25 protein-coding genes are annotated in these 24437 nt (G+C 66.4%); 10 read left to right on the forward strand and 15 right to left on the reverse strand.

Going from position 1 to position 24437, the window contains the following annotated elements; all coding sequences use genetic code 11:
* Positions 1-304: 304 nt before the first annotated feature.
* Both MKI84_RS07490 and MKI84_RS07495 read left to right on the forward strand, forming a co-directional pair.
* Positions 305-814, forward strand: coding sequence for a GcrA family cell cycle regulator (locus tag MKI84_RS07490; RefSeq protein WP_241618083.1), 510 nt, complete (start codon positions 305-307; stop codon positions 812-814).
* A 79-nt stretch (positions 815-893) separates the two neighbouring features.
* Positions 894-1673 carry a M48 family metallopeptidase gene (locus MKI84_RS07495; RefSeq protein WP_241618085.1) on the forward strand — a complete coding sequence of 260 codons (780 nt, stop codon included), beginning with the start codon at positions 894-896 and terminating at the stop codon, positions 1671-1673.
* Positions 1674-1681: 8 nt separating this feature from the next.
* Here MKI84_RS07495 and MKI84_RS07500 read toward each other — a convergent pair whose 3' ends face one another.
* The 6 genes from MKI84_RS07500 to MKI84_RS07525 all read right to left on the reverse strand — a co-directional run bounded on the left by MKI84_RS07500 (position 1682) and on the right by MKI84_RS07525 (position 10697).
* Positions 1682-3844 (reverse strand): transglycosylase domain-containing protein, encoded by a 2163-nt coding sequence (locus MKI84_RS07500; protein WP_241618087.1) that lies wholly within the window; start codon positions 3842-3844, stop codon positions 1682-1684.
* A 386-nt stretch (positions 3845-4230) separates the two neighbouring features.
* Positions 4231-7026: a [protein-PII] uridylyltransferase gene (locus MKI84_RS07505; RefSeq protein ID WP_241618088.1), complete on the reverse strand. Its 2796-nt coding sequence runs from the start codon at positions 7024-7026 to the stop codon at positions 4231-4233.
* A gap of 224 nt (positions 7027-7250) precedes the next feature.
* Positions 7251-7805, reverse strand: coding sequence for a PRC-barrel domain-containing protein (locus MKI84_RS07510; protein ID WP_241618091.1), 555 nt, complete (start codon positions 7803-7805; stop codon positions 7251-7253).
* A 149-nt stretch (positions 7806-7954) separates the two neighbouring features.
* The gene (locus tag MKI84_RS07515) at positions 7955-8365 is read right to left on the reverse strand and encodes a hypothetical protein (RefSeq protein ID WP_241618093.1); all 411 of its coding nucleotides are present in this window, start codon (positions 8363-8365) and stop codon (positions 7955-7957) included.
* 194 nt (positions 8366-8559) lie between these two features.
* Positions 8560-9882, reverse strand: coding sequence for a sensor histidine kinase (locus tag MKI84_RS07520; protein ID WP_241618095.1), 1323 nt, complete (start codon positions 9880-9882; stop codon positions 8560-8562).
* Positions 9883-9893: 11 nt separating this feature from the next.
* The gene (locus MKI84_RS07525; RefSeq protein ID WP_241618393.1) at positions 9894-10697 is read right to left on the reverse strand and encodes a response regulator; all 804 of its coding nucleotides are present in this window, start codon (positions 10695-10697) and stop codon (positions 9894-9896) included.
* Between the two features lie 290 nt (positions 10698-10987).
* Between MKI84_RS07525 and MKI84_RS07530 the strand changes: the two genes are divergently transcribed.
* Together MKI84_RS07530 and MKI84_RS07535 are read left to right on the forward strand one after the other, a co-directional pair.
* Positions 10988-11188 (forward strand): NepR family anti-sigma factor, encoded by a 201-nt coding sequence (locus MKI84_RS07530; RefSeq protein WP_241618395.1) that lies wholly within the window; start codon positions 10988-10990, stop codon positions 11186-11188.
* On the forward strand, positions 11185-11739 hold the full coding sequence (locus tag MKI84_RS07535; protein ID WP_241618097.1) for a sigma-70 family RNA polymerase sigma factor: 555 nt from the start codon (positions 11185-11187) through the stop codon (positions 11737-11739). The genes MKI84_RS07530 and MKI84_RS07535 overlap by 4 nt, the downstream gene beginning before the upstream one ends.
* A gap of 224 nt (positions 11740-11963) precedes the next feature.
* On the opposite strand, the gene MKI84_RS07540 is transcribed toward MKI84_RS07535, so the two are convergent.
* From MKI84_RS07540 to MKI84_RS07550, 3 genes are all read right to left on the reverse strand, one after another.
* Positions 11964-12143, reverse strand: a complete 180-nt coding sequence (locus MKI84_RS07540) for a DUF1328 domain-containing protein (protein WP_241618098.1) — start codon at positions 12141-12143, stop codon at positions 11964-11966.
* An 80-nt stretch (positions 12144-12223) separates the two neighbouring features.
* Complete coding sequence (locus MKI84_RS07545) at positions 12224-13123, reverse strand: LysR family transcriptional regulator (protein WP_241618101.1); 900 nt, start codon at positions 13121-13123, stop codon at positions 12224-12226.
* Between the two features lie 217 nt (positions 13124-13340).
* The gene (locus MKI84_RS07550) at positions 13341-14531 is read right to left on the reverse strand and encodes a DNA recombination protein RmuC (protein WP_241618103.1); all 1191 of its coding nucleotides are present in this window, start codon (positions 14529-14531) and stop codon (positions 13341-13343) included.
* A 100-nt stretch (positions 14532-14631) separates the two neighbouring features.
* On the opposite strand from MKI84_RS07550, the gene def reads away from it, so the two are divergent.
* Genes def through MKI84_RS07565 form a run of 3 tightly spaced genes read left to right on the forward strand, consistent with a single transcriptional unit; the run spans position 14632 to position 16550 of the window.
* On the forward strand, positions 14632-15171 hold the full coding sequence (gene def, locus MKI84_RS07555; protein WP_241618105.1) for a peptide deformylase: 540 nt from the start codon (positions 14632-14634) through the stop codon (positions 15169-15171).
* A 27-nt stretch (positions 15172-15198) separates the two neighbouring features.
* The gene (gene fmt / locus MKI84_RS07560) at positions 15199-16113 is read left to right on the forward strand and encodes a methionyl-tRNA formyltransferase (protein WP_241618108.1); all 915 of its coding nucleotides are present in this window, start codon (positions 15199-15201) and stop codon (positions 16111-16113) included.
* Positions 16110-16550 (forward strand): GNAT family N-acetyltransferase, encoded by a 441-nt coding sequence (locus tag MKI84_RS07565; protein ID WP_241618110.1) that lies wholly within the window; start codon positions 16110-16112, stop codon positions 16548-16550. Before fmt ends, MKI84_RS07565 begins: the two co-directional genes overlap by 4 nt.
* Before the next feature lie 56 nt (positions 16551-16606).
* On the opposite strand, the gene MKI84_RS07570 is transcribed toward MKI84_RS07565, so the two are convergent.
* Positions 16607-17242: a peroxiredoxin gene (locus MKI84_RS07570; RefSeq protein ID WP_241618112.1), complete on the reverse strand. Its 636-nt coding sequence runs from the start codon at positions 17240-17242 to the stop codon at positions 16607-16609.
* Between the two features lie 181 nt (positions 17243-17423).
* Between MKI84_RS07570 and MKI84_RS07575 the strand changes: the two genes are divergently transcribed.
* Complete coding sequence (locus MKI84_RS07575; protein ID WP_241618114.1) at positions 17424-17681, forward strand: YMGG-like glycine zipper-containing protein; 258 nt, start codon at positions 17424-17426, stop codon at positions 17679-17681.
* A 69-nt stretch (positions 17682-17750) separates the two neighbouring features.
* Here the strand turns inward: MKI84_RS07575 and MKI84_RS07580 are convergent, their stop codons facing one another.
* The gene (locus tag MKI84_RS07580; RefSeq protein ID WP_241618116.1) at positions 17751-18377 is read right to left on the reverse strand and encodes a S24 family peptidase; all 627 of its coding nucleotides are present in this window, start codon (positions 18375-18377) and stop codon (positions 17751-17753) included.
* Positions 18378-18525: 148 nt separating this feature from the next.
* On the opposite strand from MKI84_RS07580, the gene MKI84_RS07585 reads away from it, so the two are divergent.
* On the forward strand, positions 18526-18906 hold the full coding sequence (locus tag MKI84_RS07585; RefSeq protein ID WP_425353810.1) for a DUF952 domain-containing protein: 381 nt from the start codon (positions 18526-18528) through the stop codon (positions 18904-18906).
* A 24-nt stretch (positions 18907-18930) separates the two neighbouring features.
* On the forward strand, positions 18931-20007 hold the full coding sequence (locus tag MKI84_RS07590) for a quinone-dependent dihydroorotate dehydrogenase (protein WP_241618119.1): 1077 nt from the start codon (positions 18931-18933) through the stop codon (positions 20005-20007).
* On the opposite strand, the gene MKI84_RS07595 is transcribed toward MKI84_RS07590, so the two are convergent.
* From MKI84_RS07595 to MKI84_RS07610, 4 genes are read right to left on the reverse strand one after another with little or no spacing between them, the layout of a single operon-like run.
* Complete coding sequence (locus MKI84_RS07595; RefSeq protein ID WP_241618396.1) at positions 20004-21326, reverse strand: MATE family efflux transporter; 1323 nt, start codon at positions 21324-21326, stop codon at positions 20004-20006. The two genes, MKI84_RS07590 and MKI84_RS07595, sit on opposite strands and share 4 nt — an antisense overlap.
* Positions 21327-21345: 19 nt before the next feature.
* Positions 21346-21615 (reverse strand): DUF6460 domain-containing protein, encoded by a 270-nt coding sequence (locus tag MKI84_RS07600; RefSeq protein WP_241618121.1) that lies wholly within the window; start codon positions 21613-21615, stop codon positions 21346-21348.
* A 34-nt stretch (positions 21616-21649) separates the two neighbouring features.
* Positions 21650-23332, reverse strand: coding sequence for a cisplatin damage response ATP-dependent DNA ligase (locus MKI84_RS07605; RefSeq protein ID WP_241618124.1), 1683 nt, complete (start codon positions 23330-23332; stop codon positions 21650-21652).
* Positions 23329-24372, reverse strand: coding sequence for a ligase-associated DNA damage response exonuclease (locus tag MKI84_RS07610; RefSeq protein WP_241618126.1), 1044 nt, complete (start codon positions 24370-24372; stop codon positions 23329-23331). Before MKI84_RS07610 ends, MKI84_RS07605 begins: the two co-directional genes overlap by 4 nt.
* Between the last annotated feature and the right edge of the window lie 65 nt (positions 24373-24437).

A 24437-nucleotide genomic window follows, 5' to 3' on the forward strand; every position in this document is an offset into this window, starting at 1 on the left:
GATTTCCCGGTCAATATTGGCCCGCGCATCTTGACGGAGTAATGCGCGTATGACCTCACGATGACAGTGCGGGCCGGGGCGCGGTGTTGCCGCGCGGACTCGCAACTGGGGAAAACAATCGTTTCGGCCCTGAACCTACTGGGCGTGAGTCAACGCATATTGTAGCCTCCCCCTCGTCAGATACGACATCTCGTGCGGCGGTATTCCTAAAGTGGCGTCAGCGGCGTTGATCCGGCCGGTAATCCGGCATCGGACCGCTGTGGGATTCTGCCGCGCGATCGATGGGTTCTTAGGAGGCACGGCAATGAACTGGACGGATGAACGCGTCGAGTTGCTGAAGAAACTCTGGTCCGAGGGGCTTTCCGCGAGCCAGATTGCGGCGGAGCTCGGAGGCGTGACCCGCAATGCCGTCATCGGCAAGGTTCATCGCCTCGGCCTGTCGGGGCGTGCCAAGGCCGTCGCCGCTCCTGCTCCGCGTCCCCGCAAGCCGCGTCCCAGCGCGCCGACCGCGGTGCCGGCCCGCCCGGCCGTGCACGGCAATGCCGCGCTGGCAACGGTGGTGCGTGCGGTCGCCGAGCCCGAGCCCGAGGAAGTTGCCGATCCGGTCGCCAATGTCATTCCCATGGCCGACCGCTGCACCATTCTGGACCTGACCGAATTCACCTGCCGCTGGCCGGTGGGCGATCCCGGCAAGCAGGATTTCTTCTATTGCGGCAGCCGTACGAAGACCGGACTGCCCTATTGTGCCTATCACGCGCGCATCGCCTATCAGCCGGTTCAGGATCGCCGCCGCGACCGTCGCGCGGTGCGCTGAGCGCATCGCCCAAATCCCAGGCTGGCGCTGGCGGCGCGGTGCGTCATAGTGGGGCGTGAACCGTCATTCCGGACCGCCCATGCTGTTTCGTGCCCTCCAGTCCTCGCGCAAGACACCGGCCGAGCCGGAGCCCCGCTCCTTCACGCTGCGACTGACGCAGGAGGATGTGGTTGTCACCCTGCGCCGCAATGCCCGTGCCCGCCGCTATACGCTCCGGGTGCGCGCGGCCACCCGCGATATCGTTCTGACGCTGCCGGCCAATGGCCGACTGAAGGAAGCGTTGGATTTCGCCCGCCGGCATGTCGGCTGGATCGAGACCCGTCTCGCCCGCCTGCCGGACGAGGTGCCGTTTGCGGCGGGCGCGGTATTTCCCCTGCGCGGTACGCCCCATCGCATCCAGCACATGCCCGGCGCGCGCGGCACGGTGTGGCCGGCCCACGACGAGGCCGGTGCTTCGGTGCTGTGCGTAGCTGGTGATGCGCCACATCTTCCTCGGCGAGTGGAGGACTATCTCAAACGCGAGGCGCGCCGCGACCTCATCGAAGCCACGCATCGCCATGCGCGTGCGCTCGGTGTGACGATCACCCGCGTGACGCTGCGCGACACGGCGAGCCGCTGGGGCTCGTGCTCCTCGACCGGGGCGCTGTCCTTCTCGTGGCGGCTGATCTTCACCCCTCCCTTCGTGCTGGATTATCTCGCGGCCCATGAGGTCGCGCATCGACGGGAGATGAACCACGGGCCGCGCTTCTGGCGCACCGTCGACCTGCTATTTCCTGAGCGCGAGCGGGCGGAGAACTGGCTCAAGCGCCACGGCCCGGAGCTTCACCGCTATGGCGCGGCGGGCGACGCGGAAGCCTGAACGAGCGCTCAGTTTCGTCCGAACAGTTTATCGATCAGCCAATTGTCAAGCGTCGCCGGTTTGCTGGCGGGCGGTTGTGGGCCGCCGGTCACAACAGGGTCTTCCGGTACGTCGCCGGGCGGCAGCGCGCCGGGCGCGGGATTGCCGGCGCCGGTGCCGGGCAGAGGGGCAACCGGCAGGCCGTTGTGGGCCGCCTTCATCACCTGGCTCCAGATTTCTACCGGCAGGCCGGAGCCGCCGGCCTTCTTGGTCGGTGAGGAATCATCATTGCCCAGCCAGACGCCGGTGACGAAGCGGCCCGTGTAGCCGACGAACCAGGCGTCCCGGTAATCCTGGCTGGTGCCCGTCTTGCCCGCCGCCGGCCAGCCCGGAAGGTCGGCGCGGCGCGCGGTGCCGGTGAGCAGCGTCTGCTGCATCATGCTGTTCATCATCGCCACATGCGGCGGGGCCATGACCATGCCGCGGCTGGGGGAGGCGTAGGAATACAGTATCTTGCCGGAGCCATCGCGCACCCGCTCGATGACATGGGGCGTGATGCCGATGCCGCCATTGGCGAACGGCGCGTAGGCGCTGGCGAGTTCAAGAACGGACACTTCCGAGGTTCCGAGGGCAATCGAGGCATTGGGTTCCAGCTTGGAGGCGATGCCGAGCCGATGCGCGGTCTTGATCACCTCGGCGGGCCCGACCTCCAGCGCCAGGCGCACCGCTACCGTATTGAGCGACAGGGCGAGCGCGGTACGCAGGTCCACCGGGCCGCGATACTCCTTCGAGAAATTCTCCGGCCGCCAGCCCTTGATCTGAACCGGCGCGTCTTCGCGCACGGTTTCCGGCGTGAGCCCGCGCTCCATGGCGGTGAGATAGACGAAAGGCTTGAAGGCGGAGCCGGGCTGGCGCCGGGCGCTGACCGCGCGATTATACTGGCTTTCCTCATAGGAGCGCCCGCCTACAAGCGCGCGCACGCCGCCATCGGTATCGAGGACAACGAGAGCGCCCTGCTCGACGCCAAGCTTCTTGCCGCTCTTGGCCAGCGCGTCCTTGAGCGCCTTGTCAGCTACCGCCTGTAGCGCGGGATCAATGGTGGTCTGCACCACGACGTCCTGCGTGATCGGACCGATCAGGGTTTTCAACTGTTCGCTCACCCAGTCGGCGGCATAGCCGGACGGGTCGACGCCGGCATTCTTGGCGACGACGGCCGGGCGCGACAGGGCGAGCTTCTCCATGTCGGCGGTGATGAAGCCTGCGTCTTCCATCGCCGCCAGCACGATTTCGGCCCGGGCTTGCGCGCCTTCCAGATTGCGTGTCGGGGCGAGCGAGGAGGGCGACTTGACGAGACCGGCGAGCATCGCAGCCTCCGGGAGCGTGACCGCCCGCGCGGACTTGCCGAAATAGCGCTGCGCGGCGGCCTCGACTCCATAGGCGCCCGCGCCGAAATAGACGCGGTTCATGTAGAGCTCGAGAATCTCGTTCTTGGTATATTTGGTCTCCAGCCACAGCGAGAGCACCAACTCCTGAACCTTGCGCGACAGCGAGCGTTCAGGCGTCAGGAACAGGTTCTTGGCGAGCTGCTGAGTAAGGGTGGAGCCGCCTTGCAGCCGTCCGGTGGTCAGGTTCACGAAGACCGCGCGGGCGAGGCCGATCGGGTCGAGCCCGAAATGTTCGTAAAAGCGCCGGTCCTCGATCGCAACGAAGGCCTGAGGCAGATAGGGCGGCAGCGCCCGCAGCGGTATTGAACTCCCGCGCATCTCGCCGCGCGTGGCGATGGTCTTGCCGTCAGCACCCTGGATGATCACCGTGGGCGGACGCTCGGGAACCGCGAGGTTCTGGATCGGCGGAAGCTGGTTCGCCTCATAAGCAACGAATCCGACGAGCCCGATCAGCGCCCAGATACCAAGCACCACGCCCCAGTAGAACAGCCGGCCGAGCAGGCCTCGGCGAGCGCCCCTGCGCTGACGTGGCGGCCGGTCAGGGTCGGAAGCCCTGCCGCGCACAGCCGATTTGGCGGAGCGGGTCTTGCTTGAACCGGGTTTGCCCCCCGTTTTACCACTGGTGCGGGCATGGCTGGAGTCAGCCAGGGTCGGACGGTCGTCCGCGCTGAGGCGCAGATCGCCGAAACCGGCCGGCGCACCTAGCACCGGCTCGCGCCGCTCCATGTGGTTCTTGCGTCCGAACATGCGTCCCTTGCCCCGATCGGCCGGTAAACGAACTCTAAATCAGGGCTTTTAAAGGGGTGTTAAGGGGAGAGATTGCGGCGGCGCGTCATCCCTTCGCACATGGAGGAATAGTACTGGGCGGCCCAAAGTCGCGGTTCATTGTCGATATATTGTGATTATGCGATGCTTAGGTCGGTGGGTGGTCAGATTTCCTCAGTTCTGGTTTTACGATCGACTTCATGGAATGAAGTTTACAGGGTCGTTCGTTGGCAAATTGATGACAAGCCCGGCTGGCGCAGGCGGGTCCGTACCGAGATAGCCACCGGTCCGTGCCGACCCGCTGGTCAAGGGAATTCGACCGTCTCGCCATCAACGAGCATCGCCATTCGGTGCTCGGCCGATACTGATCAGGCCGCGTGCGCCTCGTCATCGGCGTCCAGCACCTGCAGCAGGGCACGGCGGATCGTCGAATGCCGGGCCGCTCCCATCAGCTTCGCGCCCATCAGGTCGGTGACATAGAACACGTCCACCGCCCGCTCGCCAAAGGTGGCGACATGGGCCGAGGCGATGTTGAGGTTGAGCCGCGAGAGCGCCTGTGTCAGCCCGTAGAGCAGGCCCGGTCGGTCGAGGCCGGAGACCTCCACCACGGTGTGGCGGTTGGACCAGGAGTTGTTGAGCGTGACTTCCGGTTCCACCGTGAAGGCTCGTGGGCGTTTCGGAATTTTCTTCGCCACCACTTCCGGCAGGCGGATCTCGCCCGAAAGCGATTTCTCGATCGCCGAGGCGATGCGACCGGCACGGCGCAATTCGTCGGCATCCTGCTCGAAGGCACGGGTCAGCGAGATGGTGTCGAGCGCGCGTCCGTCGGTGGTGGTGTTGATCTGGGCGTCGACGATATTGGCGCCGGCCGCCGCGCAGGCGCCCGCGATCACCGCCAGCAGCTTGGGGTGGTCCGGGGCGAACACGGTAAGCTCGGTGATGCCGCGCTCGGGGTCGGTCTTGGATGCGGTGGCGAGCGCCTGCCCGTTGTCCTCTGCCGCCAGGATGAACTCGGCATGAGCGAGCTTGTGCTCGAGGTCGACGCGCAGCCAGTAGCTGGGATAGAGCCGCGCCATATAGGCTTCCAGTTCCTCGCTGGCGCGATCGCCCACCGCGGCGCGGAACTCGGCCTGTGCGCGCGCCACGCGCTGGTTGCGATTGCTCTCCGAGAAGCCACCCGTCACCACCGGCTCGGTCTCGTAATAGAGTGTGCGCAGCAACTGGGACTTCCAGTTGTTCCACACGCCCGGCCCGACGGCGCGGATATCGGCGGTGGTGAGGATCAGCAGCAGCTTCATCCGTTCGAGATTCTGCACAACCGCGCCGAAATTCTCGATGGTCTTGCGATCCGAGAGGTCGCGCGACTGGGCGATGGTGGACATGGTGAGGTGCTGTTCGATCAGCCAGGCGACCGTGTCGGTATCGACGGCGTTCAGCCCGAAGCGCGGGCACAGCTTGCGGGCGACGCGGGCGCCGGCGATCGAATGGTCCTCCGGCCGGCCCTTGGCAATGTCGTGCAGGAACACGGCGACATAGAGCAATTGCCGGTTCTTGATCTGCGCCATCAATTCGTTGGCGATGCCATAATCGGGCCGGTCGCCGCGCTCGATCTCGGAGAGCACCCCGATCGAGCGGATGAGATGTTCGTCCACCGTGTATGAGTGGTACATGTTGAACTGCATCATCGCGACGATGCGGCCGAATTCTCGCACGAACCGCCCGAGCACGCCGGTCTCGTTCATACGCCGCAGCACGATCTCCGGCGTGTTGCGCGAGCACAGGATATCGAGGAACAGCCGGTTGGCCTCGGGATTGTCCCGCACCTTGGCGTCGATGAGCTTGAGCGAGCGGGTGGCGAGGCGCATCGCGTCCGGGTGGAAGGCCAGCCCGTGCTTTCCGGCGAGGTGGAAGATGCGCACGAGGTTCACCGGGTCGCGGTCGAACACCGCGTTGTCGGCGACATTGATCCGGTCATTGTCGACGATGAAGTCCGCGCTCTCCTTCAGCGTGCGGCGGGGCGAGCGGCGCAGCCGGTTGATCATGCGGTTGAGCCGGGGGACTGGCTTGTCGTGGCGCTCTTCCAGCGCGGCCGAGACGATGGCGGTCAGGTCGCCGACATCCTTTGCCACGAGGAAATAGTGCTTCATGAAGCGCTCGACGTCCTTCAGCCCCGGATGTTCGGTATAACCGAGCCGCTCGGCCATCTCGCGCTGCAGGTCGAAGGAGAGCCTCTCCTCGGCCTTGCCCGTGAGGAAGTGCAGGTGGCAGCGCACGGACCAGAGGAAATCCTCGCAGCGGCGGAATTCCTTGGCTTCTTCCCCCGTGAACACGCCTTTGGCCACGAGGTCACGGGTCTCGCGCACGCGGTAGACATATTTGGCGATCCAGAACAGCGTGTGCAGGTCGCGCAAGCCACCCTTGCCGTCCTTGACGTTGGGCTCGACCAAATAGCGCGACTGGCCGGCGCGCTTGAGCCGGTCCTCGCGCTCGGCAAGCTTGGCGGTGACGAACTCGACGGCCGTGCCCTCGACTACCTCGGTGTCGAAGCGTCTGTTGAGTTCATCGAACAGCGCCTTCTCGCCGAGCAGCAGCCGGGCTTCCAGCAGCGAGGTGCGGATCGTCATGTCCGCGCGCGCCTGCCGGATGCACTCGTCCACCGAGCGTGTGGCGTGGCCAACCTTCAGCCCCATGTCCCACAGCACGTAAAGCACCGCCTCGGCGACGCTCTCCCCCCATGCGGTCTGCTTGTAGGGCAGCAGGAACAGGATGTCGGTGTCGGACCCCGGCGCCATCAGTCCGCGACCGTATCCGCCCACCGCAACAATCGCCATGCGTTCGGCGGTGGAGGGGTTGTCCGAGGGATAAAGATGGCTCACGACTAGTTCGTAGACCAACAGGATGATCTCGTCCTGAAGCCGAGACAGGCGCTCGGCACAGCGCCGCCCCGAACCGTCTTGCATCAGCCAGCGTTCGGCCGTGGCGTGGCCGTGCACATAGGCGGCCTTGAGCCGCTTGGCGAGCGCCGCCCGCAGTTCGATCTCTCGTCCGGCCTTGGCCTCGCCCAGCACCGTCTTCGCCAATGTGGCGAGTTCGGTACGCATGGCGTGAATGTCGAGCAGATCCTTGAAAGGATGGTCGGTGCGACGGGAGCGGGATTCGATCATGGCAGGATCCGACTGGACAGGCCTTCCGCTTTAGCCGATCCCGCCCGCCACGTCATCGTGCACTGCGCCCTTATCACGTCGTTCCGGCCGCAGGGGCGGGGACAGGTGCCCAAACGCGACATGCCCGGCGGTGAGGCCGGGCATGCGGGACGTTTCGGAGGCTAGGCGCGTTGCCTATAGCTGGTACCAACTCTGTCGGGTCACATGAACCCGACAGCTCGGATTCACTGGGTCTTCGGCGCGGTCGACGCGTTGGAGTCGCGCGCCTGTTCCAGGGTCTGGAATTCCGGCGCCGCGTTCAGCTCTTCCTTGGTCAGGGCGACCACGATCTTCTCGCCGCCATCCGTCGGGGTCGCGGTCAGCGAGTCGAACGACACCGCTACCGGCTTGGCGCCGATGCCGAGGAACCCACCCACGTCGATCACGGCGGCGAGTACGTTGCCGTCAGCGTCAACCACGGCGTCGCTGATCGAGCCGAGCTTCTCGTCGGTGGAGGTCACGACGTCCGAGCCGATCAGGTCCGAGGCCATCCACTGGCCGCTCGCCTGCGCGGAAACGAACTTCGGCGTCGCGGTCGGCGCGGTGGCGGTGCTCGGCGTGCCCGGCATCACCGAGGCCGGAGCCTGCGGCGAAGCAGCGTCAGGCGTGGCGGTACCCGGCGTGGCCGGGGCGACGGCGGGCGGGGTGGAGGTTTCGGGGTTGGCACTCTGCGCGAAGGCAACCGCCGGAGAGAGCGAGAGGGCGGCAAGAGCGGTGAGGGTCACGATCTTGTTGGTCATAGAGAATCTCCCATTTCCGTAAGGTCGGTTAAAAATCATGCGGTCAGCGACCGTCTGTCTTTACAACCGCGTCCCAGCGGGAATGTTCCTGAATAATTCAACTGATCGAAGAGTATCTTAACTGTCTCGGTAGGATAGGGACTATAATACTAGTTGATGCTCTGGATCATCGAAGCGGAAGCAACACAGACGGTCAGTTCTTCCGTCGTCAGATTCGCGCGGGTAACACCGACGCTCGAGGCGCAGCCCCGCGTTGCCTGCATGGTACGGCTCGGCGTGACCGGCTCCGGCGTAGAGGACTTGGTCGCAACGGACGTATTGTGGGCACCGGCGCTGGGCGTCACCCGCAGATCGAGCCGGGCACCCTTGGCCGTACGGTCGATCGCGCTCGATTGGAACAGCGCGCCCGCCGGGGCAGCGATTGGAGCGATCGGCGCGCCGCGTCCGGTCGGGGCCGGGCTGAACGCGGTGGCGGTGAGGGGGATCGCGATGGCCATGCCGGTCAGCGTTCCCAGAAAATAGCTCGTCCCCTTGAGGGCGGCGGCACTGAAACGAGGCATGTTCGCACCCTTCCGATCTCTGGCTCCTCGGCTGAACGACGCAAGCGCGCGATCCCCCGCGCGCGCACGACGAGCGTGCCTCGCGGATTGAAAGCCGTGAGCAATGTCCAAGAAAATCACGGAACGGCGTTGCCGCCGTTGCCCGCGCCTTGGTTAATGCACGATGAAGGGATTGGTTCCCGCGTGGCGGCGTACTAACGGCCGGCGGAGAGGTGCTGTTCGGGCACCGAGACGTTGCAGACCAGTCCGCCGGGCGCGAAGTTCAGATTCACCTCGCCATCCAGCGCGCGGGAAAGGTTGCGTTCGATCACGAGCGAGCCGAAGCCGCGGCTGCGTGGCGCAGCAACTGACGGCCCTCCCGCTTCGCGCCAGGACAGCTCGAACCCGCCACCCGCTTCGGGCATGCGTCGTGCCCACGAGATGGTCACATGCCCCTCGGGCACCGAGAGCGCCCCGTATTTCGCGGCATTGGTCGACAGTTCGTGCAGGGCGAGACCAATATTCTGCGCGGCCTCGGGCTTGAGGAAGATATCCGGCCCGACCACCGAAACCTGGCTGTTCTCGCGATTGAGGTGATGGCCAAGCTGGGAGCGCACCATGTCGCTCAGCGATGCGCCGTGCCAGCTCTCTTGCACCAGCAGGTCATGGGACAGGGCCAAGGCCTGTAGCCGCGCGCTGAACTGCTCGACGAACTCGTCGATCGATGAGGCATGGCGGGCGGTCTGTCGCGCCATGGCCTGGATGACAGCAAGAAGATTCTTGGAGCGGTGAGTGATCTCGCGCGTGAGCAGGCGCAGATGCTGTTCGTTGAGCTTGCGCTCGGTTACGTCGACAGCGGCACCGGTCAAGCCGACCGTATTGCCCGAAAGGTCCCGCAGCGGTTCGACATACAGGTCGTACCAGCATTTCGAGCCATCCTGCTCGATCTCGATCTCGCCCTTGCGCGGTGTTGTGCCGCCCAAAGCCTCGCGCTTGAGGTTCTCCAGCGCCCGGGACTGGCCTTCGCCCAGAAGGTCGGCCTCAGTTGCGCCGAGTACCTGCTCGACCGGAAAGCCGAACAGCGGCTTGCTGACCGAGGTGTAGCGCAGCTCGCGATCCTGCGTGAAGATCGCGACGCTCGATCCCCGCAGCGCCATCTCGTAGCGCTGCAGCGCCGTTGCAAGTTCCAATGCGAGGCGCCGCTGCTCGGTCGCGATGCGCCCGGGCAATGGTATCTTCAGCAAGGAGCGGAAGTTGAACCACAGCACTGCAGCGCCGACGGCGTTCAGCGATGCCAGTGCGATGCGCACCATCGACGGCAGCCACGGATAGGCGTCGACCGCATTGAGAGTGGCCAGCAGTGACAAAGCGCCGACCGCAAGCACCAGCGCGCCGAGCAGGGAACCGAGCAGCTTCATGCCGCCGCTCAGGTCGGTGCGGAGCGCGATCAGGCGGAACAGGGCGAGCGCTATGGCGAACGAGGCCGCGACCGTGACGTAGCGTGCCGCATCGTCGAGCAGGCTGAACGAGGCACTCATTCAACTGGGCCTCACGCGGTGGCTCGTTGCTCCCTTGGGCGGGCCTTCCGCTCGAAGAACAGCGCCTGACTCACCACCGCTGCCACGGTCGACGGCTGGAACGGCTTGGCGATGAGGAAGGCCGGCTCCGGGCGGATGCCGGTCAGGAAGCGCTCGGGATAAGCGGTGATGAAGATCACCGGCACCTCAGCGGTTTCAATGAGTTCGTTCACCGCCTCGAGCCCCGAACTGCCGTCGGCGAGCTGGATGTCTGCGAGGATAAGGCCCGGCGCCTTGCGCTTGGCGAGGTTGACCGCCTCGCCATGGGTCCGGGCGATGCCGGTCACGCGGTGGCCGAGGCTTTCCACCAGCCCTTCGAGGTCAAGCGCGATGAACGGCTCGTCCTCGATGATAAGAACGTCGGTGGCGATCTCGGCAGCGAGCTCGCGGCCGGCCTCTTCCACAAGGTTGCGGAGGGTCTGGATGTCGACATCCAGAATCGCGGCCGCGTCGGATTCGTCGAAGCCTTCGAGCGACACGAGAAGGAACGCCTGGCGAACCACCGGCGTTATATGACCGAGCCGCTGCTCGCCCTGAATGGCCGGTGGGCCGCGATCTGCCACGCCATTGACGGAAACCGAGTTCCACAGGCGCGTCAGGATGCGATAGAGGCCGACGCGCGGGTCTGCTCTTGTGTCGAGGACCTCCGGTTCGGCGATGAGCGTTTCCAGCAGGGCCGTTACGTATGTGTCGCCCGCTGTCTGGCTGCCACTCAGCGCACGTGCGTAGCGGCGCAGGAAGGGCAGATGCTGCGCAACGAGTTGCGAAGTGCTCACGCGTGTCTCCCCAAATACATTCGGCCGGGCTCCTGCCCGCCGGTCCACCATTAACGGCGTGTCAGGGTTAGGGTTCCATGCTTCCGTGATAAAAAATCTGAGAAAGCCGTCGCGTTCCGGGAACCTGGCGCGCCATCGCCCGTTATCCCCGGCGAGTATGCGCAGATTGCGCGAAGGAAGCGACGGAGCCGCCCTTTATTTCGAGGACATCAGGAGGCTCGATGTCGGGAAAAAAAGCAATGCATGATGAACAGTCCGAGGGCACGTCGGGCATAAACGACGCGTCACTCATGGAAACGAGGCTGCCGGGCACTACGCTCGGAAGCGACATTCAGGCGAAGATCGGCCAGCACCTGCGCGCCATGTATGATGACGTCGTGCGCCAGGGAGTGCCTGATCGCTTTCTTGACCTTCTGTCCCGGCTCGACGAGCCGGCCGCCCCCAAGGACGGGTCCGCGCCAGACACGCGCAACGATGGAGGCGGCCGGTGACGGCATTTGATCCGACGCTCCGCGACGATATCATCGCCGCGATCCCCAATCTGCGGGCGTTCGCCATTTCGCTGAGCGGCAATGTCGATCGCGCGGATGATCTGGTGCAGGAGACGCTGCTGCGAGCCTTTGCCAACCTGGGCAGCTTCCGGCCTGGCACCAATTTGCCCGCGTGGCTGTTCACCATTTTGCGCAACCTGTTCCGCTCGGAATATCGCAAGCGGCGGCGCGAAGTGCCCGATTCAGATGGGGCTTTCGCCGCCACCCTGACCAGCAATCCCGACCAGGATATGCATCTGGACTTTGAGGATTTCCGAGCGGCGCTGGATACGCTGCCGCCGGACCAGCGCGAGGCGTTGGTTCTGGTGGGGGCGTCCGGCTTCTCTTATGAGGAAGCGGCGGACATCTGCAATTGCGCGGTCGGCACCATCAAGAGCCGCGTAAACCGGGCCCGCCGCCGGCTTGGCGAGATGCTTGCCATCGAAAATGCCGGGGACTTCGGCCCCGACATGACCACGAGAGCTGCGCTCGCCGCCGTTCAGCGCGGCTGAGGCACCGCCGTCGGCGTGCGCGATTTCGGCGCGCGATCCTTCTACCTTCCTTTTCGAGACATCATTACCGTTCCGCCGGTCCAGGGCCGGCAGGGGCAGGTCCAGCACGTCTGCGGGTCTGTTCTCCATTCCGGCCGGCTCAGGATCGCGCGCCGCCCTCGCAAAACAAAACGCCCGCGCTGTGGAAGCGCGGGCGTCATGGTATTCCGGCGTTGCCCGGGGACTTAGGGCGCCCGGCCGGAGCGACCACGGAACATGCCGAGCACCGCCGAAACCAGGAACAGGATGATCGCGACGAAGAAGATGATCTTCGCAATCTCGATGGCCGTGCCAGCGATGCCGCCAAAACCAAGAACAGCGGCGATCAATGCCACCACGAGAAAAGTAAGCGCCCAGCTCAGCATGTCCGGTCTCCTTGATCGATGTTGCGGACAATGCCGCCTCACCGATACAACGAGGTCGGGAACGTCCGGTTCCCTGCGGTTCACATGCGGTTTGAGAGCTCTGGCGCGATGGCGCGGGCTTCTGCGACCAGGGCAGTGACGATCGGCGTCATCGGCTCGCGGTCGAGCACCACCAGCCCCATCTGATGCAGCACTTCCGGCTCCTCAATCGGGATCGAGCGGATATTGGGGGGGAAGGCGAACACGTCGGCCAGTGTCTTTGCCACCACGCTCGCCCATTGGCCGGTGCGCACATGGGAGAGCAGCGCGATCGTGGAATTGGCTTCCAGCATCGGCACCGTGCTGTGTCCTGCGGCCTGGAGCTGTCGGTCGACGATGCGGCGGTTCTGCATGTCGGGGGTCAGCAGGCAGAGCGGAACCTGGCCGATTTCTTCCCAGGTCACGCGCTTGCGGTCGCCCAGCGGGGCATCGATCGAGGTCAGGAAGCGGTAGCCTTCCTTGTAGAGCGGCACGGTCTTCATCCGGCCGAGCGGGTCATTGTCGAGATAGGTGACGCCGGCATCCGCCTCGAGATTTTCCAGCAGCCGCAGGATTTCGTTCGAGGTGGCCGACATCAACGTGAAGCGCACGTCGGCATGCTTGGCGTGGAACGGGGTGGTGAGCTCGGAGAGCATCGGCATGGCGGTCGGGATGGCGGCGATACGCAGATGACCGGCCAGGCCCTTTCTGAGCGCGGCGATTTCCTGGCGCATGGCGCGGGCATCGCCTATGATACGTCGCGCCCATTGCAGCGCCCGCTCGCCCTCCGGCGTGAAGCCGATGAAGCGGGAGCCGCGCTCGACGAGGCGCACGCCCAACGTTTCCTCAAGCTGCTTGAGGCCCGCGGAGAGCGTGGGTTGAGTGACGCCGCAGGATTCCGCCGCGCGTCCGAAATGGCGTTCCTTGGCGAGGGCGAGCAGCAGTTCAAAACGGTCGAGCACGCGATAATTCCCGGCACAGCTTTTATGAGGCGATAGTCTGTCTCTATCAGACTATCAGCTTGTGCAGCAGGTGCGAATTGGAGAGATGAAAGACAAGCGTGCGATCCGGGATTAAGCGCGGCGGCGCCCACCCGGTTGCCGACCATCCACATCCTCTCCCGCGACACATCGGCCAGGGCCGACCGCAACAGTGCCACCGGCGACAACCGCCACGGGACTATTCCGCCGCGCCGCGGGTGAAGGGAAGCGATCCGCTACGGGAATCCTGATTTGCCGCCATTGGCGGCGTCTCGAATTCGAGCTGCTCGATACGCGCCCCGCGCCGGGCCACCTTATCGGCGGAAATCAGCGCCTGAGCGACATCCTCGCCCGCCTGGCCGAAATGCTTCTGCAGATTGCCGATGCGCTCGCGCAGCCGCGCGACATCGGCCACCAGCGCTCCGCATTCGGCCCGGATCAGGTCGGCCTGCTCGCGCATGCGCGCATCCTTGGAGATCGCCTGCACCACCTGAATCGCCAGCATCAACAGCGACGGCGAGACGATGACGACACGGGCGCGGAAGGCGCGCTGGATGGTCTCGTCGAAATGCTCGTGCAACTCGGCATAAACGGACTCCGAGGGCACGAACATCAGCGCGATGTCCTGCGTCTCGCCGCTGACCAGATAGCGTTCGGCAATATCGTTGATATGCTTGCCGATATCCTGCCTCAGCCGCGCTTCCGCCTGCTTGCGCGCCTCCGGGCTTGATGCTTCCCGGAACGCGGTCACCGCCTCCAGCGGAAATTTGGAATCGACCAGCAGCGGCCGGGCATCGCCCGGAAGGAACACCGCGCAATCGGCACGCCGGCCGCTCGCCAGCGTGTACTGGAAGGCGAAGCTGTCGCGCGGCAGTCCGTCCGCGACGATCGCCTGTAGACGGCCTTCCCCGAAGGCGCCGCGCGCCTGCTTGTTCGCCAGCGTCTCGCGCAGGCTCATCACCTGGCCCGACAGTTCGCCGAGGCTTGCCCGCGCCTGATCGACCAGCGCCAGCCGTTCATTGAGCCGTACCAGATTTTCATGCGTGCTCTCGCTGGCCCGCGCGAGACTCTCGCCGATACGGTGCGAGGAGGCGTCGAGCCGCTCGGCCACCGCCCGGGCGAGGTCACCCTGCCGCTGCGCCAGAAGCTCCGCCATGGACTGCACGCGTCCCGTGGTCTCGGCCTGCCCGCGTGCGAGCTGGAGCAGGCGTTGCTCCATCTCGTCGGCCCGGCGCGCCTGTTCTTCGGCGTCGAAGGCGCGCATCCGCGCGCCACGCCCCAGCGTGACCAACACAGCAAGCAGCAATGCGAAGCCCGCCGCCGCAGTGGCGATGACCAGTTGCGCAAGCGTGATCGAATAGGCGCCGAGGATGAACACGATCTGATCCATGCGTCCTTCCTAGCAGATTTCGTCAAACGTGCGAACGAAAAGTGAACATCCGTACAGGCGCTCCGTTGACCGACGCGCCCGCGTCGCTTATCTCGGCGTCATGTCGATACGCCCGCTGGTCATCATTCCCGATTCCCGCCTCCGTCTCGTGTCCGAGCCCATCGCGCGCGTGAACGCGAAGACGCGTGCGCTGGTCGAGGACATGTTCGAGACCATGTATGACGCCCCCGGCATCGGGCTCGCCGCGATCCAGGTCGGCGTGCCTGAGCGCGTGATCACCATCGATGTCGGCTCGCGCACCGAGGGCGACGAAGAGGGCGAGAAGCGTCCGATCGCGCTGATCAATCCGGAGATCATCGCTGCGTCCGAGGAATTCTCGGTCTATCAGGAAGGCTGCCTGTCGATCCCCGAATATTACGAGGATGTCGAACGTCCGGCGCGTGTGAAGGTGCGCTACATGGATCTCAACGGCGCGATTCAGGAAATCGACGCCGACGGCCTGCTCGCCACCTGCGTGCAGCACGAGATCGACCATCTCAACGGCGTGCTGTTCATCGATCACATCTCGAAGCTCAAGCGCGACCGCGTGGTGAAGAAATTCACCAAGCTCGCCAAGGAAAAGGCCCGGGACGGCGCGTGAGCCGCGTCTTCCGTGAAGGGGAAGACCATGCGCATCGTTTTCATGGGCACGCCGGATTTCGCGGTGCCGACGCTGGCGGAGATCGTCGGCAGCGGCCATGAGGTCGTGGCTGCCTACACGCGCGCACCGGCGGCGGGCGGGCGTCGCGGGCTCGAACGGGTGCCTTCGCCTGTGCACCGCACCGCTGAACGTTTCGGCATCCCGGTGCTGCATCCCGCGAGCCTTCGCGGCGATGAGGCTGCCGCAGTCTTCGCCGCCCATGAGGCCGATGTCGCGGTGGTGGTCGCCTATGGCCGCATCCTGCCGCCCGCCATTCTCGCTTTGCCGGCGCTCGGCTGCCTCAATCTCCACGCCTCGCTGCTGCCGCGCTGGCGCGGTGCCGCGCCGATCCAGCGCGCGATCATGGCGGGTGATTTGCATACGGGTGTCGCGGTGATGCGGATGGAGGAGGGGCTGGATACCGGCCCGGTCGGCCTCACCGAGCGCGTCGCCATCGGGCCCGACATGACGGCGGGCGAACTGCACGACCGGCTGATGAGCATTGGTGCTGACCTGATGGGCCGGGCGCTGGCGGCGCTGGAGCGCGGGGCGCTGAATTTCACGCCCCAGCCGACGGAGGGTGTGACCTACGCTGCCAAGATCGAGAAGAGCGAGACCCGCATCGACTGGTCGCGTCCTGCCCAGGCGGTGCACGACCATATTCGCGGCCTTTCCCCGTTTCCCGGCGCGTGGTTCGAGCGCGATGGTTCGCGGGTGAAGGTGCTGCGTAGCACGCTGGCCGCCGGTTCGGGCCGGCCGGGCGAGGTGCTGGACGGGCTCAGAATCGCCTGCGGTGAGGGGGCGGTGCAACTCGTCGAGGTGCAGAAGGCCGGCAGCCGGGCCATGCCGGCGTCGGACTATCTGCGTGGGAACGCGCCGTCTGATGGCGAGGTGCTGGCATGAGCGCGATCCGTCCGCTGCGGCCAGAGGATCGTGCCGCGTGGCTGCCGCTGTGGCAGGGCTACCAGCGCTTCTATGAGGTCGAACTCCCGGAGGCGGTGACCGCAACGACATGGGCGCGCCTGCTGGACCCGCGCGAGCCGGTCTGGGGTGCGCTGGCCGTCGAGGGCGACGCGGCGCTCGGGCTGGTGCATTACATTTTCCATCGCTCGACCTGGAGCGAGGGGGCGGTCTGCTATTTGAACGACCTGTTCGTAGCAGACGCCGCGCGCGGGCGAGGGCTTGCCCGGCAGCTCATCGAGCATGTGTATGAGGCCGCCCAGCTGGCGGGCTGCGCCAAGGTCTATTGGCTCACCCACGAGACCAATGCGACCGCGCAGGCGCTCTATGACAAGGTGGCCGAGCGCAGCGGCTTTATTCAGTACCGCAAGACTTTGTAAGGCGGAGCCCGGCCGGGACGACGGCGCAGGTGGTGCCGTCGTCCCGGTCCGTCGCATCACTTCCCCGGCTGGGCGACCACGCGCAGATAGGGCTTCAAGGTCTTCCAGCCGCCCGGAAACTTCTCCTTGGCCGCCTCGTCACTGACCGAGGGAACGATGATCACGTCATCGCCGTCCTTCCAGTTCGCCGGCGTCGCCACCGCATGCTGGGCGGTGAGCTGGAGCGAGTCGATCACCCGCAGGATTTCGTCGAAGTTTCGGCCCGCGCTCGCCGGATAGGTCAGCGAGAGCTTCAGCTTCTTGTCCGGCCCGACGACGAACACCGAGCGCACGGTCATGGTGTCGGAAGCGTTCGGGTGGATCATGTCGTAAAGGTCGGCGATCTTGCGGTCCTGGTCGGCGATCAGCGGGAAGTTCGGGGCGTAGCCCTGCGTTTCCGCGATGTCGTCCGCCCATTTCGCGTGGGCGTCGAGCGGATCGACCGACAGGCCGATCACCTTGACGTTGCGACGGTCGAATTCCGGTTTCAGCCGCGCGACCTGCCCGAGTTCCGTGGTGCAGACCGGGGTGAAGTTCTTCGGGTGGGAGAACAGCACGCCCCAGGAGCTGCCGAGCCATTCGTGAAACGCGATCGGGCCTTCGGTGGTCTGGGCCTCGAAATCGGGAACGACGTCGCCGAGACGGATGGACATGGCACTCTCCTTGAGCATATTTACAATAAAATCATGTTGTAAATATCATAATACGCAAATTGATCCGTAGGAAGTGGCGGCGCAGGCGGTCCTGGCCGGCGGAACCAACGCGGGCCCCGGGCGTTGTCGCTCGGAATCTGGTGGAGCGGCACGGTGGGCCGCCGCGTTCGGGAGGGAACAGATGCTCAAGATTATTGCGATTTCCGCTGTGGCGCTCAGCATGGCGGCCTGCACCACCACCGAGCGCCGCGCCGGCACCGGCGCGCTGATCGGCGGCGGCACCGGCGCGGTCATCGGCGGCATTGCCGGCGGCGGCACCGGCGCGGCCATCGGCGCGGGCGTGGGCGCAGCCAGCGGCGCGGTCATCGGCGCGGCGACCACTCCGCGTGAATGCTGGACCCGTGACCGCTGGGGCAACCCGATCGCGGTGCGTTGTTGATCGCCGTCTCACATTTCGTAGCGATGAAAGAAGGGCCCCGTTCGGGGCCCTTCGCATGTCTGGTGCGCGCTACTGGCTGGCCCAGAGGATGCGCGCGATGAAGGCAAGGTCCGGCTCCTGGAACACCCGGTCCTCGTGATCGGGGTTGAGCGAGCGCAGCTCGATGGTCTTGGCGGTCCGGCGCTTCAGCTCCTTGGCGAGCACCTCGCCCTCGCGCGTCTTCACGATCACCCGGTCGCCGCGCCGCACGGTGGCGGTGGGCGAGACCACCACGATATCGCCGTCGCGATAGAGCGGCATCATGGAATCACCGGCAATCTCCAGCGCATAGGCATGCTCGTCGCCCACATCGGGAAACATGATCTCTTCCCACGAGCCGCCGGCCGGAAAGCCGGCATCGTCGAAGAACCCGCCCGTGCCGGCCTTGGCGAGGCCGATCAGCGGGATGGCCCGGCCGGCCGGCGCCGTGCCGTCGACCATCTGCATGAAGTCGTCAAGCCCGGTGCCGGTGGCGGCGATGATCTTGGCGATGCTCTCGGTGGAGGGCCAGCGCTGGCGCCCGTCGCGGGTCGAGCGCTTGGAACGGTTGAAGGTGGTGGCGTCGAGCCCCGCGCGCTTGGCAAGGCCGGAAGGGCTCAGGCCGTGGCGCTCCGCCAACCGGTCAACGGCCTTCCATATTTGAGAATGGGTCAGCATTGGGGGCACGTCTCTCTGGAGGGAACGACGGACGCGAGCCGAATCTTGATCCTGAAATAGGAATTTATACCCTATTTTCGGCAAAGTACAGCATGCTTGCGCCGACCCTGCCGCCGGTCTAGAGGTCGCGTCATCAGCCGTGCCGGCTATGCGGAGCTGCGCCTTGCCCGATCTCATCTACAAGATTGCGCCCAGTTCCCTTTGGGAGCGCGCGAAAAACGCCGGCTTCTTCGAGGGCGCGCCGGTCGATCTGGCCGACGGCTACATCCATTTTTCCACGGCTGCGCAGGCCCGCGAGACCGCGGCCCGGCATTTCAAGGGGCATGGCGACCTCGTGCTGGTGGCGGTCGATGCCGGCAAGCTCGACGCGGTGTTATTGAAATGGGAGCCTTCGCGCGGTGGTGCGCTGTTTCCTCATCTCTATGGCCCGCTGCCGCTGGCGGCGGTGGCGTGGGTCCGCCCGCTGCCGCTCGCACCGGACGGGCGCCACGCTTTTCCGGCCGACATCTTTCCGGCCGACAATGGCTGAAGCCGAACACGGAGCGCAGCCGTCATGAGTGCCCTTCTCGACCTCGCTTTGCCGTTCGCTAGGCTGCTCGACCCTGAGACGGCCCATGGGCTGGCGATCCGCTCGCTGGCCTGCCTGCCCCCGCGAGCCGTGCCGCAGGATGATGCGCGGCTCGCCGTCGCCGCGTTCGGCCTGCGTTTTCCCAATCCCGTCGGGCTGGCGGCGGGCTTCGACAAGGAGGCGCAGGTGCCGGACGCCATGCTCGGCGCCGGTTTCGGCTTTGTCGAGGTCGGCACCCTCACGCCGCTGCCGCAGCCTGGCAACCCGCGCCCGCGCAATTTCCGCCTGACCGAGGACCGCGCGGTCATCAACCGCTACGGCTTTAATTCCGGCGGCCACGGTCCGGCGAAGGCGCGGCTGACGGCGCGGCGCGGCAGGCCGGGAATCGTGGGTGTGAATGTCGGGGCCAATAAGGAGGCGAGCGACCGCGTCGCCGATTATGTCGCCGGCATCAAGACGTTCGCCGGGCTGGCGAGCTATTTCACCGCCAATGTCTCCTCGCCTAACACGCCGGGCCTGCGCGATCTTCAGGAGGAGCGCGCGCTCGACGAGTTGCTGGCGCGTATCATCGAGGCGCGGAACGAGGCAGCGCCCGGCGTGCCGCTGCTGCTCAAGATCGCGCCCGATCTTGCGCTCCCCCATCTCGACGGCGTGGTGCAGGTCGCCCGCCGGCGCGGCATTGACGGGCTGATCGTCTCCAACACCACCATTTCCCGCCCGCCCACGCTGCGCTCGGCGCATAAGGGCGAGACCGGCGGCCTTTCGGGGCGCCCGCTGTTCCCGCTGGCGACGCGGATGCTGGCGGAAACCTATGTGCGGGCGGATGGCGCCTTCCCGCTGATCGGCGCCGGCGGCATCGACAGCCCCGAGACCGCGCTGGCCAAGATCGAGGCCGGGGCCAGCCTGATCCAGCTCTATTCGGCGCTGGTCTATGAGGGGTTGGGGCTGGCGGAGCGGATCAAGGCGGGGCTGTCCACCCGGCTGGCGCACGAGAAGCTGCCGCTCGCCGCGCTGGTCGGGCGCAAGGCGGCGATGCGCGTCGCCGAGCCGTTCCCCGCTTAAGGAAATGACCGCCGGACCAGCGCCGGCATGCGCAGCGCCTGGAACACGCCGCGCCCGGCCATGAAAGTGAGGTAGGCGATCCACAGCCCGGTATTGCCGAGCGGTAAAGTGAGCCACCACACCAGGAAGAACAGCCCGACCGCCGGCAGCATCAGATTGCGCATGTCGCGCGCCCAGGTGGAGCCGGCATAGATGCCGTCATAGGCAAAGGCGGCGACGCCGAGCAGCGGCGTCAGCGCCGCCATGGGCAGGAAGTCGCGGGCCACCTGCCGCACCGCCTCATTGGCCGCCAGCAGGTCGATGATCGCCCCGCCGCCAAAGATCAGCGCCAGACTTGCGGGGAGAGCGAAGGCAAAGCCCCAGAACAGCACCAGATTGACCGCGCGGCGAAAGCCGGAGCGGTCGCGCGCGCCGATGCTCTGGCCGCAGATCTGCTCGGCGGCGGTGGAGAAGCCATCGAGGAAGAACGCGGTCACCATGACGATGTTGTACAGCACCGCATTGGCGGCGAGCGTCACGTCGTCATGGCGTGCGCCCTGCGCCGTGAAGAACAGCAGCACCAGCATGAGCAGGCCGGTGCGGATCATGATGTCGCTGTTCACCGCCACGGTCTCGATCAGCCGCGCACGCTCGACGATCCTTGACCACGGCGTGCGCCAGTCGCGTCCGAGCAGCAGCCGGGCGCAGGCGAGGCCCGCCACCGAGCCGGCGACCTCCGCCAGCACATTGGCGATCGCCGCGCCGGCAATGCCGAAATCCCAGTAGAGCACCAGAAACAGGGTGGCGAGCGCATTGACGCCGGCAATCAGCACCTGAAGCCCGAGCCCGACATCGGTGCGCGCGATGCCGACCAGCCAGCCGAGGATGGCGAAATTGCCGATGGCGAAGGGCGCGGCGAAGATGCGAACCGAGAAATAGACCCAGGCCGCCGCGCTCACCGCCTCGCTGGTACCCATGGCGGTGAAGGCGAAATGGCCGACCGGCACATGCACGACGATGATTGCGAGGCCGATGGCGACCGAGATCGCCAGGGCGCGGGCCAATACCGCCCGGATTTCCGGCGCGTCGCCACGCCCGAGCGCCTGCGCGGTCAGGCCCGCCGTGCCCATGCGCAACGAGCCGAATACCCAGAATACGAAATCGAACAGCAGCGCCCCGACCGCCACCGCGCCGAGCAGCGCGGCATCGCCGAGCCGGCCTATGGCGCCGGTGGCGACGAGGCCGAGCAGCGGGGTGGTCATCTGCGCCAGTGTCGCCGGCAGGGCAATGGCAAGGAAGCGGCGATGCGTGACGTCGGCGCGCCCGGCGGCGGCGCCCATATGGGTGCCGGTCACGGGCTCAGCGTCCGCGATTTGCAATGCGCATCAGCAGCCAGAGCGGGATGACCACCACCGCACCCAGCAGGAAATAGCCCCACACCCGGCCGATGGCCTCGAAGCTGAAATTGAACAGGTTGAAAACCAGCCGCTGCAGGCTTTGCAGAATGTTCAGCGGGTCGAGGCCGAGCGCGCTCAAAATCACGCCGATCACCACCGAGAGCACGATCAGCCGGAGCAGCACCCACACGGGCGAGCCGCCCATGAAACGGGAAAGCGGGTTGTCGGCCATGGAATCGGCTCCATATGCGGGGCGAACGAGGCTTTCACCTAGCACGCGCATCGGGCGATGGGGAGGCTCCCGCCGGGCTGTCCAGCAGCGCTTCCAGCGCCTCCAGCCGGTCCGCCTCGCCGGGCGGCTTGTCCCATCGCAGCCGGGCGATGCGGGGAAAGCGCATGGCAAGGCCGGAGCGGTGGCGCGTGGAGCGCGCCAACCCCTCGAACGCCACTTCCAGCACCAGCCCTTTGCTCGGCGTGTGGACCACCTCGCGCACCGGCCCGAAGCGTTCCACCGTGTTCTGGCGCACGAAGCGGTCGATCTCGATCAGCTCGGCATCGGTGAAGCCGAAATAGGCCTTTCCCACCGGCACCAGTTCGCCGGCTTCGGTCCAGACCCCGAAGGTGTAGTCCGAATAATAGGAGGAGCGCTTGCCGTGGCCGCGCTGGGCATACATCAGCACCGCGTCGACCGTGTGCGGATCGCGCTTCCATTTCCACCATGGCCCGGTCGGGCGGCCGGGCAGGTAAAGACTGTCGGCGCGCTTGATCATCACGCCTTCCACCGCCTCGGCGTCGGGGCCCGCGCCGTGCCCCGCCGGCTCGGCCCGCACCTGCGCCAGTTGCTCCCATGTCGCGAAGGCGATGAGCGGGGAGAGGTCAAGCGGCTGCGCGGGCGCGCGCGCCACCAGTGCCTCCAGCCGGGCGCGGCGGTCGTCGAAGGGCAGGGTGCGCACATCCTCATCGCCCTCGGCCAGCAGGTCATAGGCGCGGATATGGGCGGGAAATTCCGCGATCAGCTTCGACGACACCACCTTCCGGTTCAGCCGCTGCTGCAGCACGTTAAACGACTGCACCCGCCCCTCGCGCAGGATCAGCAACTCGCCGTCGATCACGCCCTCGAAGCCGAGCGCCTCGGCAAGGTCGGGGAAGGTGCCGGAGATGTCTTCGCCGGTGCGGCTGTAGAGCCGGGTGACGAACGCTCCGTCGGGCCCGCGCGCCCGCGCGGCCTGCACCCGGATGCCGTCCCATTTCCATTCGGCGCGATAGCCGGCCGGATCGAGCGCGGCAAGGCTCGCCTCCTCCAGCGGATGAGCGAGCATGACGGGGCGAAACGGGGCGGGGTCCAGCGTTTCCGGCCGCTCGCCGCGTCCTTCGGCCCAGGCGAAGAGCGCTTCGTAGGGCGGGGCGAGGCCGGGCCAGACCAGCTCGATCTCGTCGGGCATCACCGTGCCGAGCGCCGCCACCGCGGTCTTGGCGAGGCGGGCGGAGACGCCGATGCGCAGGCCGCCGGTGATCAGCTTGAGCAGCGCCCAGCGCCCGGTCTCGTCCAGCCGGTCGAGCAGCGAGGCCAGCACGGCCGGCATCTGGGAGCGTCCGGCGTGGCTCAGCGCATCGATCACGGCGGAGAGCGGCAGATCGGGGGCCGGGGATGTCTCGGCCACGGCAGCGGCTCCCGCCGGTGCCGGCCACATCAGCGCGACCGTTTCCGACAGGTCGCCGACATAATCATAGGACAGGGCGAACAGCACCGGGTCCGTACGCTCGGCGATGAGTTGGCGGATCAGGCCGGGCTTGGCATTGCGGAACGACAGCGCCCCGGTAAGCGCGGCCAGCGCAAAGCCGCGCTCGGGGTCCGGCGTGTGGCGGAAATAATCCGCGATCAGCGCGATCTTGCCGTTGCGGCGCGGCTCGTAAACCAGCCGGTCGAGCAGGGCGGCGAAGCGGTTCATGGTGCGCTCTCCGTCGCCGGGGCCGGCAGAGCCTCTTCGCCGTCCTCTTCGCCATAGCCCACCATGTGCAGTGGCTGCGCGCGCAGGCCGGCAAGGCCGGCCCAATGCACCAGCGCGTCCTCCTGCCCGTGTGTCACCCAGAGTTCCGAGCAGCCGGTGGCGAGGATGGCGTCCTGCAACTCGCTCCAGTCGGCATGGTCGGAGATGATCAGCGGCAGCTCGACGCCATATTGCCGGGCGCGGGCGCGGATGCGCATCCAGCCCGAGGCGAAAGCGGTCACCGGATCGGGGAAGCGCCGCGACCAGACATCGCTCAGCGCGCTAGGCGGTGCGATCACCACGGCGCCGGCCAATTCGGCGGGCTTCACCTCCCGCACAAGGCGCACCGCCCCGAGAGAGATGCCCTGCGCGATGTAATAAGCGGTCAGCCGCTCCACCGCGCCGTGCATGAGGATCGGGCGGTCATGCCCGGCGGCGCGCAGCAGAGCAATGACGCGCTGCGCCTTGCCGAGCGAATAGGCGCCGACGAGATGCGCTCGCTCGGGAAACAGCGCCAGCGAATCCATGAGCTTGGCGATTTCCGCCATGGCGGGGGGGTGACGGAACACCGGCAGGCCGAACGTCGCCTCCGAGATGAAGACGTCGCAGCGCACCGGCGCGAAGGGCGCGCAGGTCGGGTCGGCGCCAGGCTTGTAGTCGCCCGAGGCGACGATGGTGAGGCCCTGCCAATCCAGCGCGATCTGCGCGCTGCCGAGAATGTGGCCGGCGGGATGGAAGGTGATGCCGACGCCGTTAATCTCCACCCGTTCGCCATAGCTCGCGGCCTGGGTGGTGCCAGCGAAGTCATCGCCATAGCGGATTGCCATGATGTCGAGCGTCTCGCGCGTCGCCAGCACAGCGCCGTGGCCCGCCCGCGCATGGTCGGAATGGCCATGGGTGATGAGCGCCCGCGCGACGGGGCGCACGGGGTCGATGAAGAAATCGCCGGGTGGGCAGTAAAGCCCCTTCGGCGTCGGTTGAAGTAGCTCTATCGGACGCATGTCGCTCCAGATATAGGGCGTGCGCCCGTCAATTTCGCCGGTGCGTGCATCGATCGCTGTCGCGA

This window comes from Ancylobacter gelatini (genome assembly GCF_022601675.1).
Taxonomy (GTDB): domain Bacteria; phylum Pseudomonadota; class Alphaproteobacteria; order Rhizobiales; family Xanthobacteraceae; genus Ancylobacter; species Ancylobacter gelatini.

What these genes read in the sequence shown, in the direction of transcription:
- MKI84_RS07490 (WP_241618083.1), top strand. Translation starts at nt 305, where the DNA reads ATGAACTGGACGGATGAACGCGTCGAGTTGCTGAAGAAACTCTGGTCC.
- MKI84_RS07495 (WP_241618085.1), top strand. Translation starts at nt 894, where the DNA reads ATGCTGTTTCGTGCCCTCCAGTCCTCGCGCAAGACACCGGCCGAGCCG.
- MKI84_RS07500 (WP_241618087.1), bottom strand. Translation starts at nt 3,844, where the DNA reads ATGTTCGGACGCAAGAACCACATGGAGCGGCGCGAGCCGGTGCTAGGT.
- MKI84_RS07505 (WP_241618088.1), bottom strand. Translation starts at nt 7,026, where the DNA reads ATGATCGAATCCCGCTCCCGTCGCACCGACCATCCTTTCAAGGATCTG.
- MKI84_RS07510 (WP_241618091.1), bottom strand. Translation starts at nt 7,805, where the DNA reads ATGACCAACAAGATCGTGACCCTCACCGCTCTTGCCGCCCTCTCGCTC.
- MKI84_RS07515 (WP_241618093.1), bottom strand. Translation starts at nt 8,365, where the DNA reads ATGCCTCGTTTCAGTGCCGCCGCCCTCAAGGGGACGAGCTATTTTCTG.
- MKI84_RS07520 (WP_241618095.1), bottom strand. Translation starts at nt 9,882, where the DNA reads ATGAGTGCCTCGTTCAGCCTGCTCGACGATGCGGCACGCTACGTCACG.
- MKI84_RS07530 (WP_241618395.1), top strand. Translation starts at nt 10,988, where the DNA reads ATGGAAACGAGGCTGCCGGGCACTACGCTCGGAAGCGACATTCAGGCG.
- MKI84_RS07540 (WP_241618098.1), bottom strand. Translation starts at nt 12,143, where the DNA reads ATGCTGAGCTGGGCGCTTACTTTTCTCGTGGTGGCATTGATCGCCGCT.
- MKI84_RS07550 (WP_241618103.1), bottom strand. Translation starts at nt 14,531, where the DNA reads ATGGATCAGATCGTGTTCATCCTCGGCGCCTATTCGATCACGCTTGCG.
- def (WP_241618105.1), top strand. Translation starts at nt 14,632, where the DNA reads ATGTCGATACGCCCGCTGGTCATCATTCCCGATTCCCGCCTCCGTCTC.
- fmt (WP_241618108.1), top strand. Translation starts at nt 15,199, where the DNA reads ATGCGCATCGTTTTCATGGGCACGCCGGATTTCGCGGTGCCGACGCTG.
- MKI84_RS07565 (WP_241618110.1), top strand. Translation starts at nt 16,110, where the DNA reads ATGAGCGCGATCCGTCCGCTGCGGCCAGAGGATCGTGCCGCGTGGCTG.
- MKI84_RS07570 (WP_241618112.1), bottom strand. Translation starts at nt 17,242, where the DNA reads ATGTCCATCCGTCTCGGCGACGTCGTTCCCGATTTCGAGGCCCAGACC.
- MKI84_RS07575 (WP_241618114.1), top strand. Translation starts at nt 17,424, where the DNA reads ATGCTCAAGATTATTGCGATTTCCGCTGTGGCGCTCAGCATGGCGGCC.
- MKI84_RS07580 (WP_241618116.1), bottom strand. Translation starts at nt 18,377, where the DNA reads ATGCTGACCCATTCTCAAATATGGAAGGCCGTTGACCGGTTGGCGGAG.
- MKI84_RS07585 (WP_425353810.1), top strand. Translation starts at nt 18,526, where the DNA reads ATGCGGAGCTGCGCCTTGCCCGATCTCATCTACAAGATTGCGCCCAGT.
- MKI84_RS07590 (WP_241618119.1), top strand. Translation starts at nt 18,931, where the DNA reads ATGAGTGCCCTTCTCGACCTCGCTTTGCCGTTCGCTAGGCTGCTCGAC.
- MKI84_RS07595 (WP_241618396.1), bottom strand. Translation starts at nt 21,326, where the DNA reads ATGGGCGCCGCCGCCGGGCGCGCCGACGTCACGCATCGCCGCTTCCTT.
- MKI84_RS07600 (WP_241618121.1), bottom strand. Translation starts at nt 21,615, where the DNA reads ATGGCCGACAACCCGCTTTCCCGTTTCATGGGCGGCTCGCCCGTGTGG.
- MKI84_RS07605 (WP_241618124.1), bottom strand. Translation starts at nt 23,332, where the DNA reads ATGAACCGCTTCGCCGCCCTGCTCGACCGGCTGGTTTACGAGCCGCGC.
- MKI84_RS07610 (WP_241618126.1), bottom strand. Translation starts at nt 24,372, where the DNA reads ATGCGTCCGATAGAGCTACTTCAACCGACGCCGAAGGGGCTTTACTGC.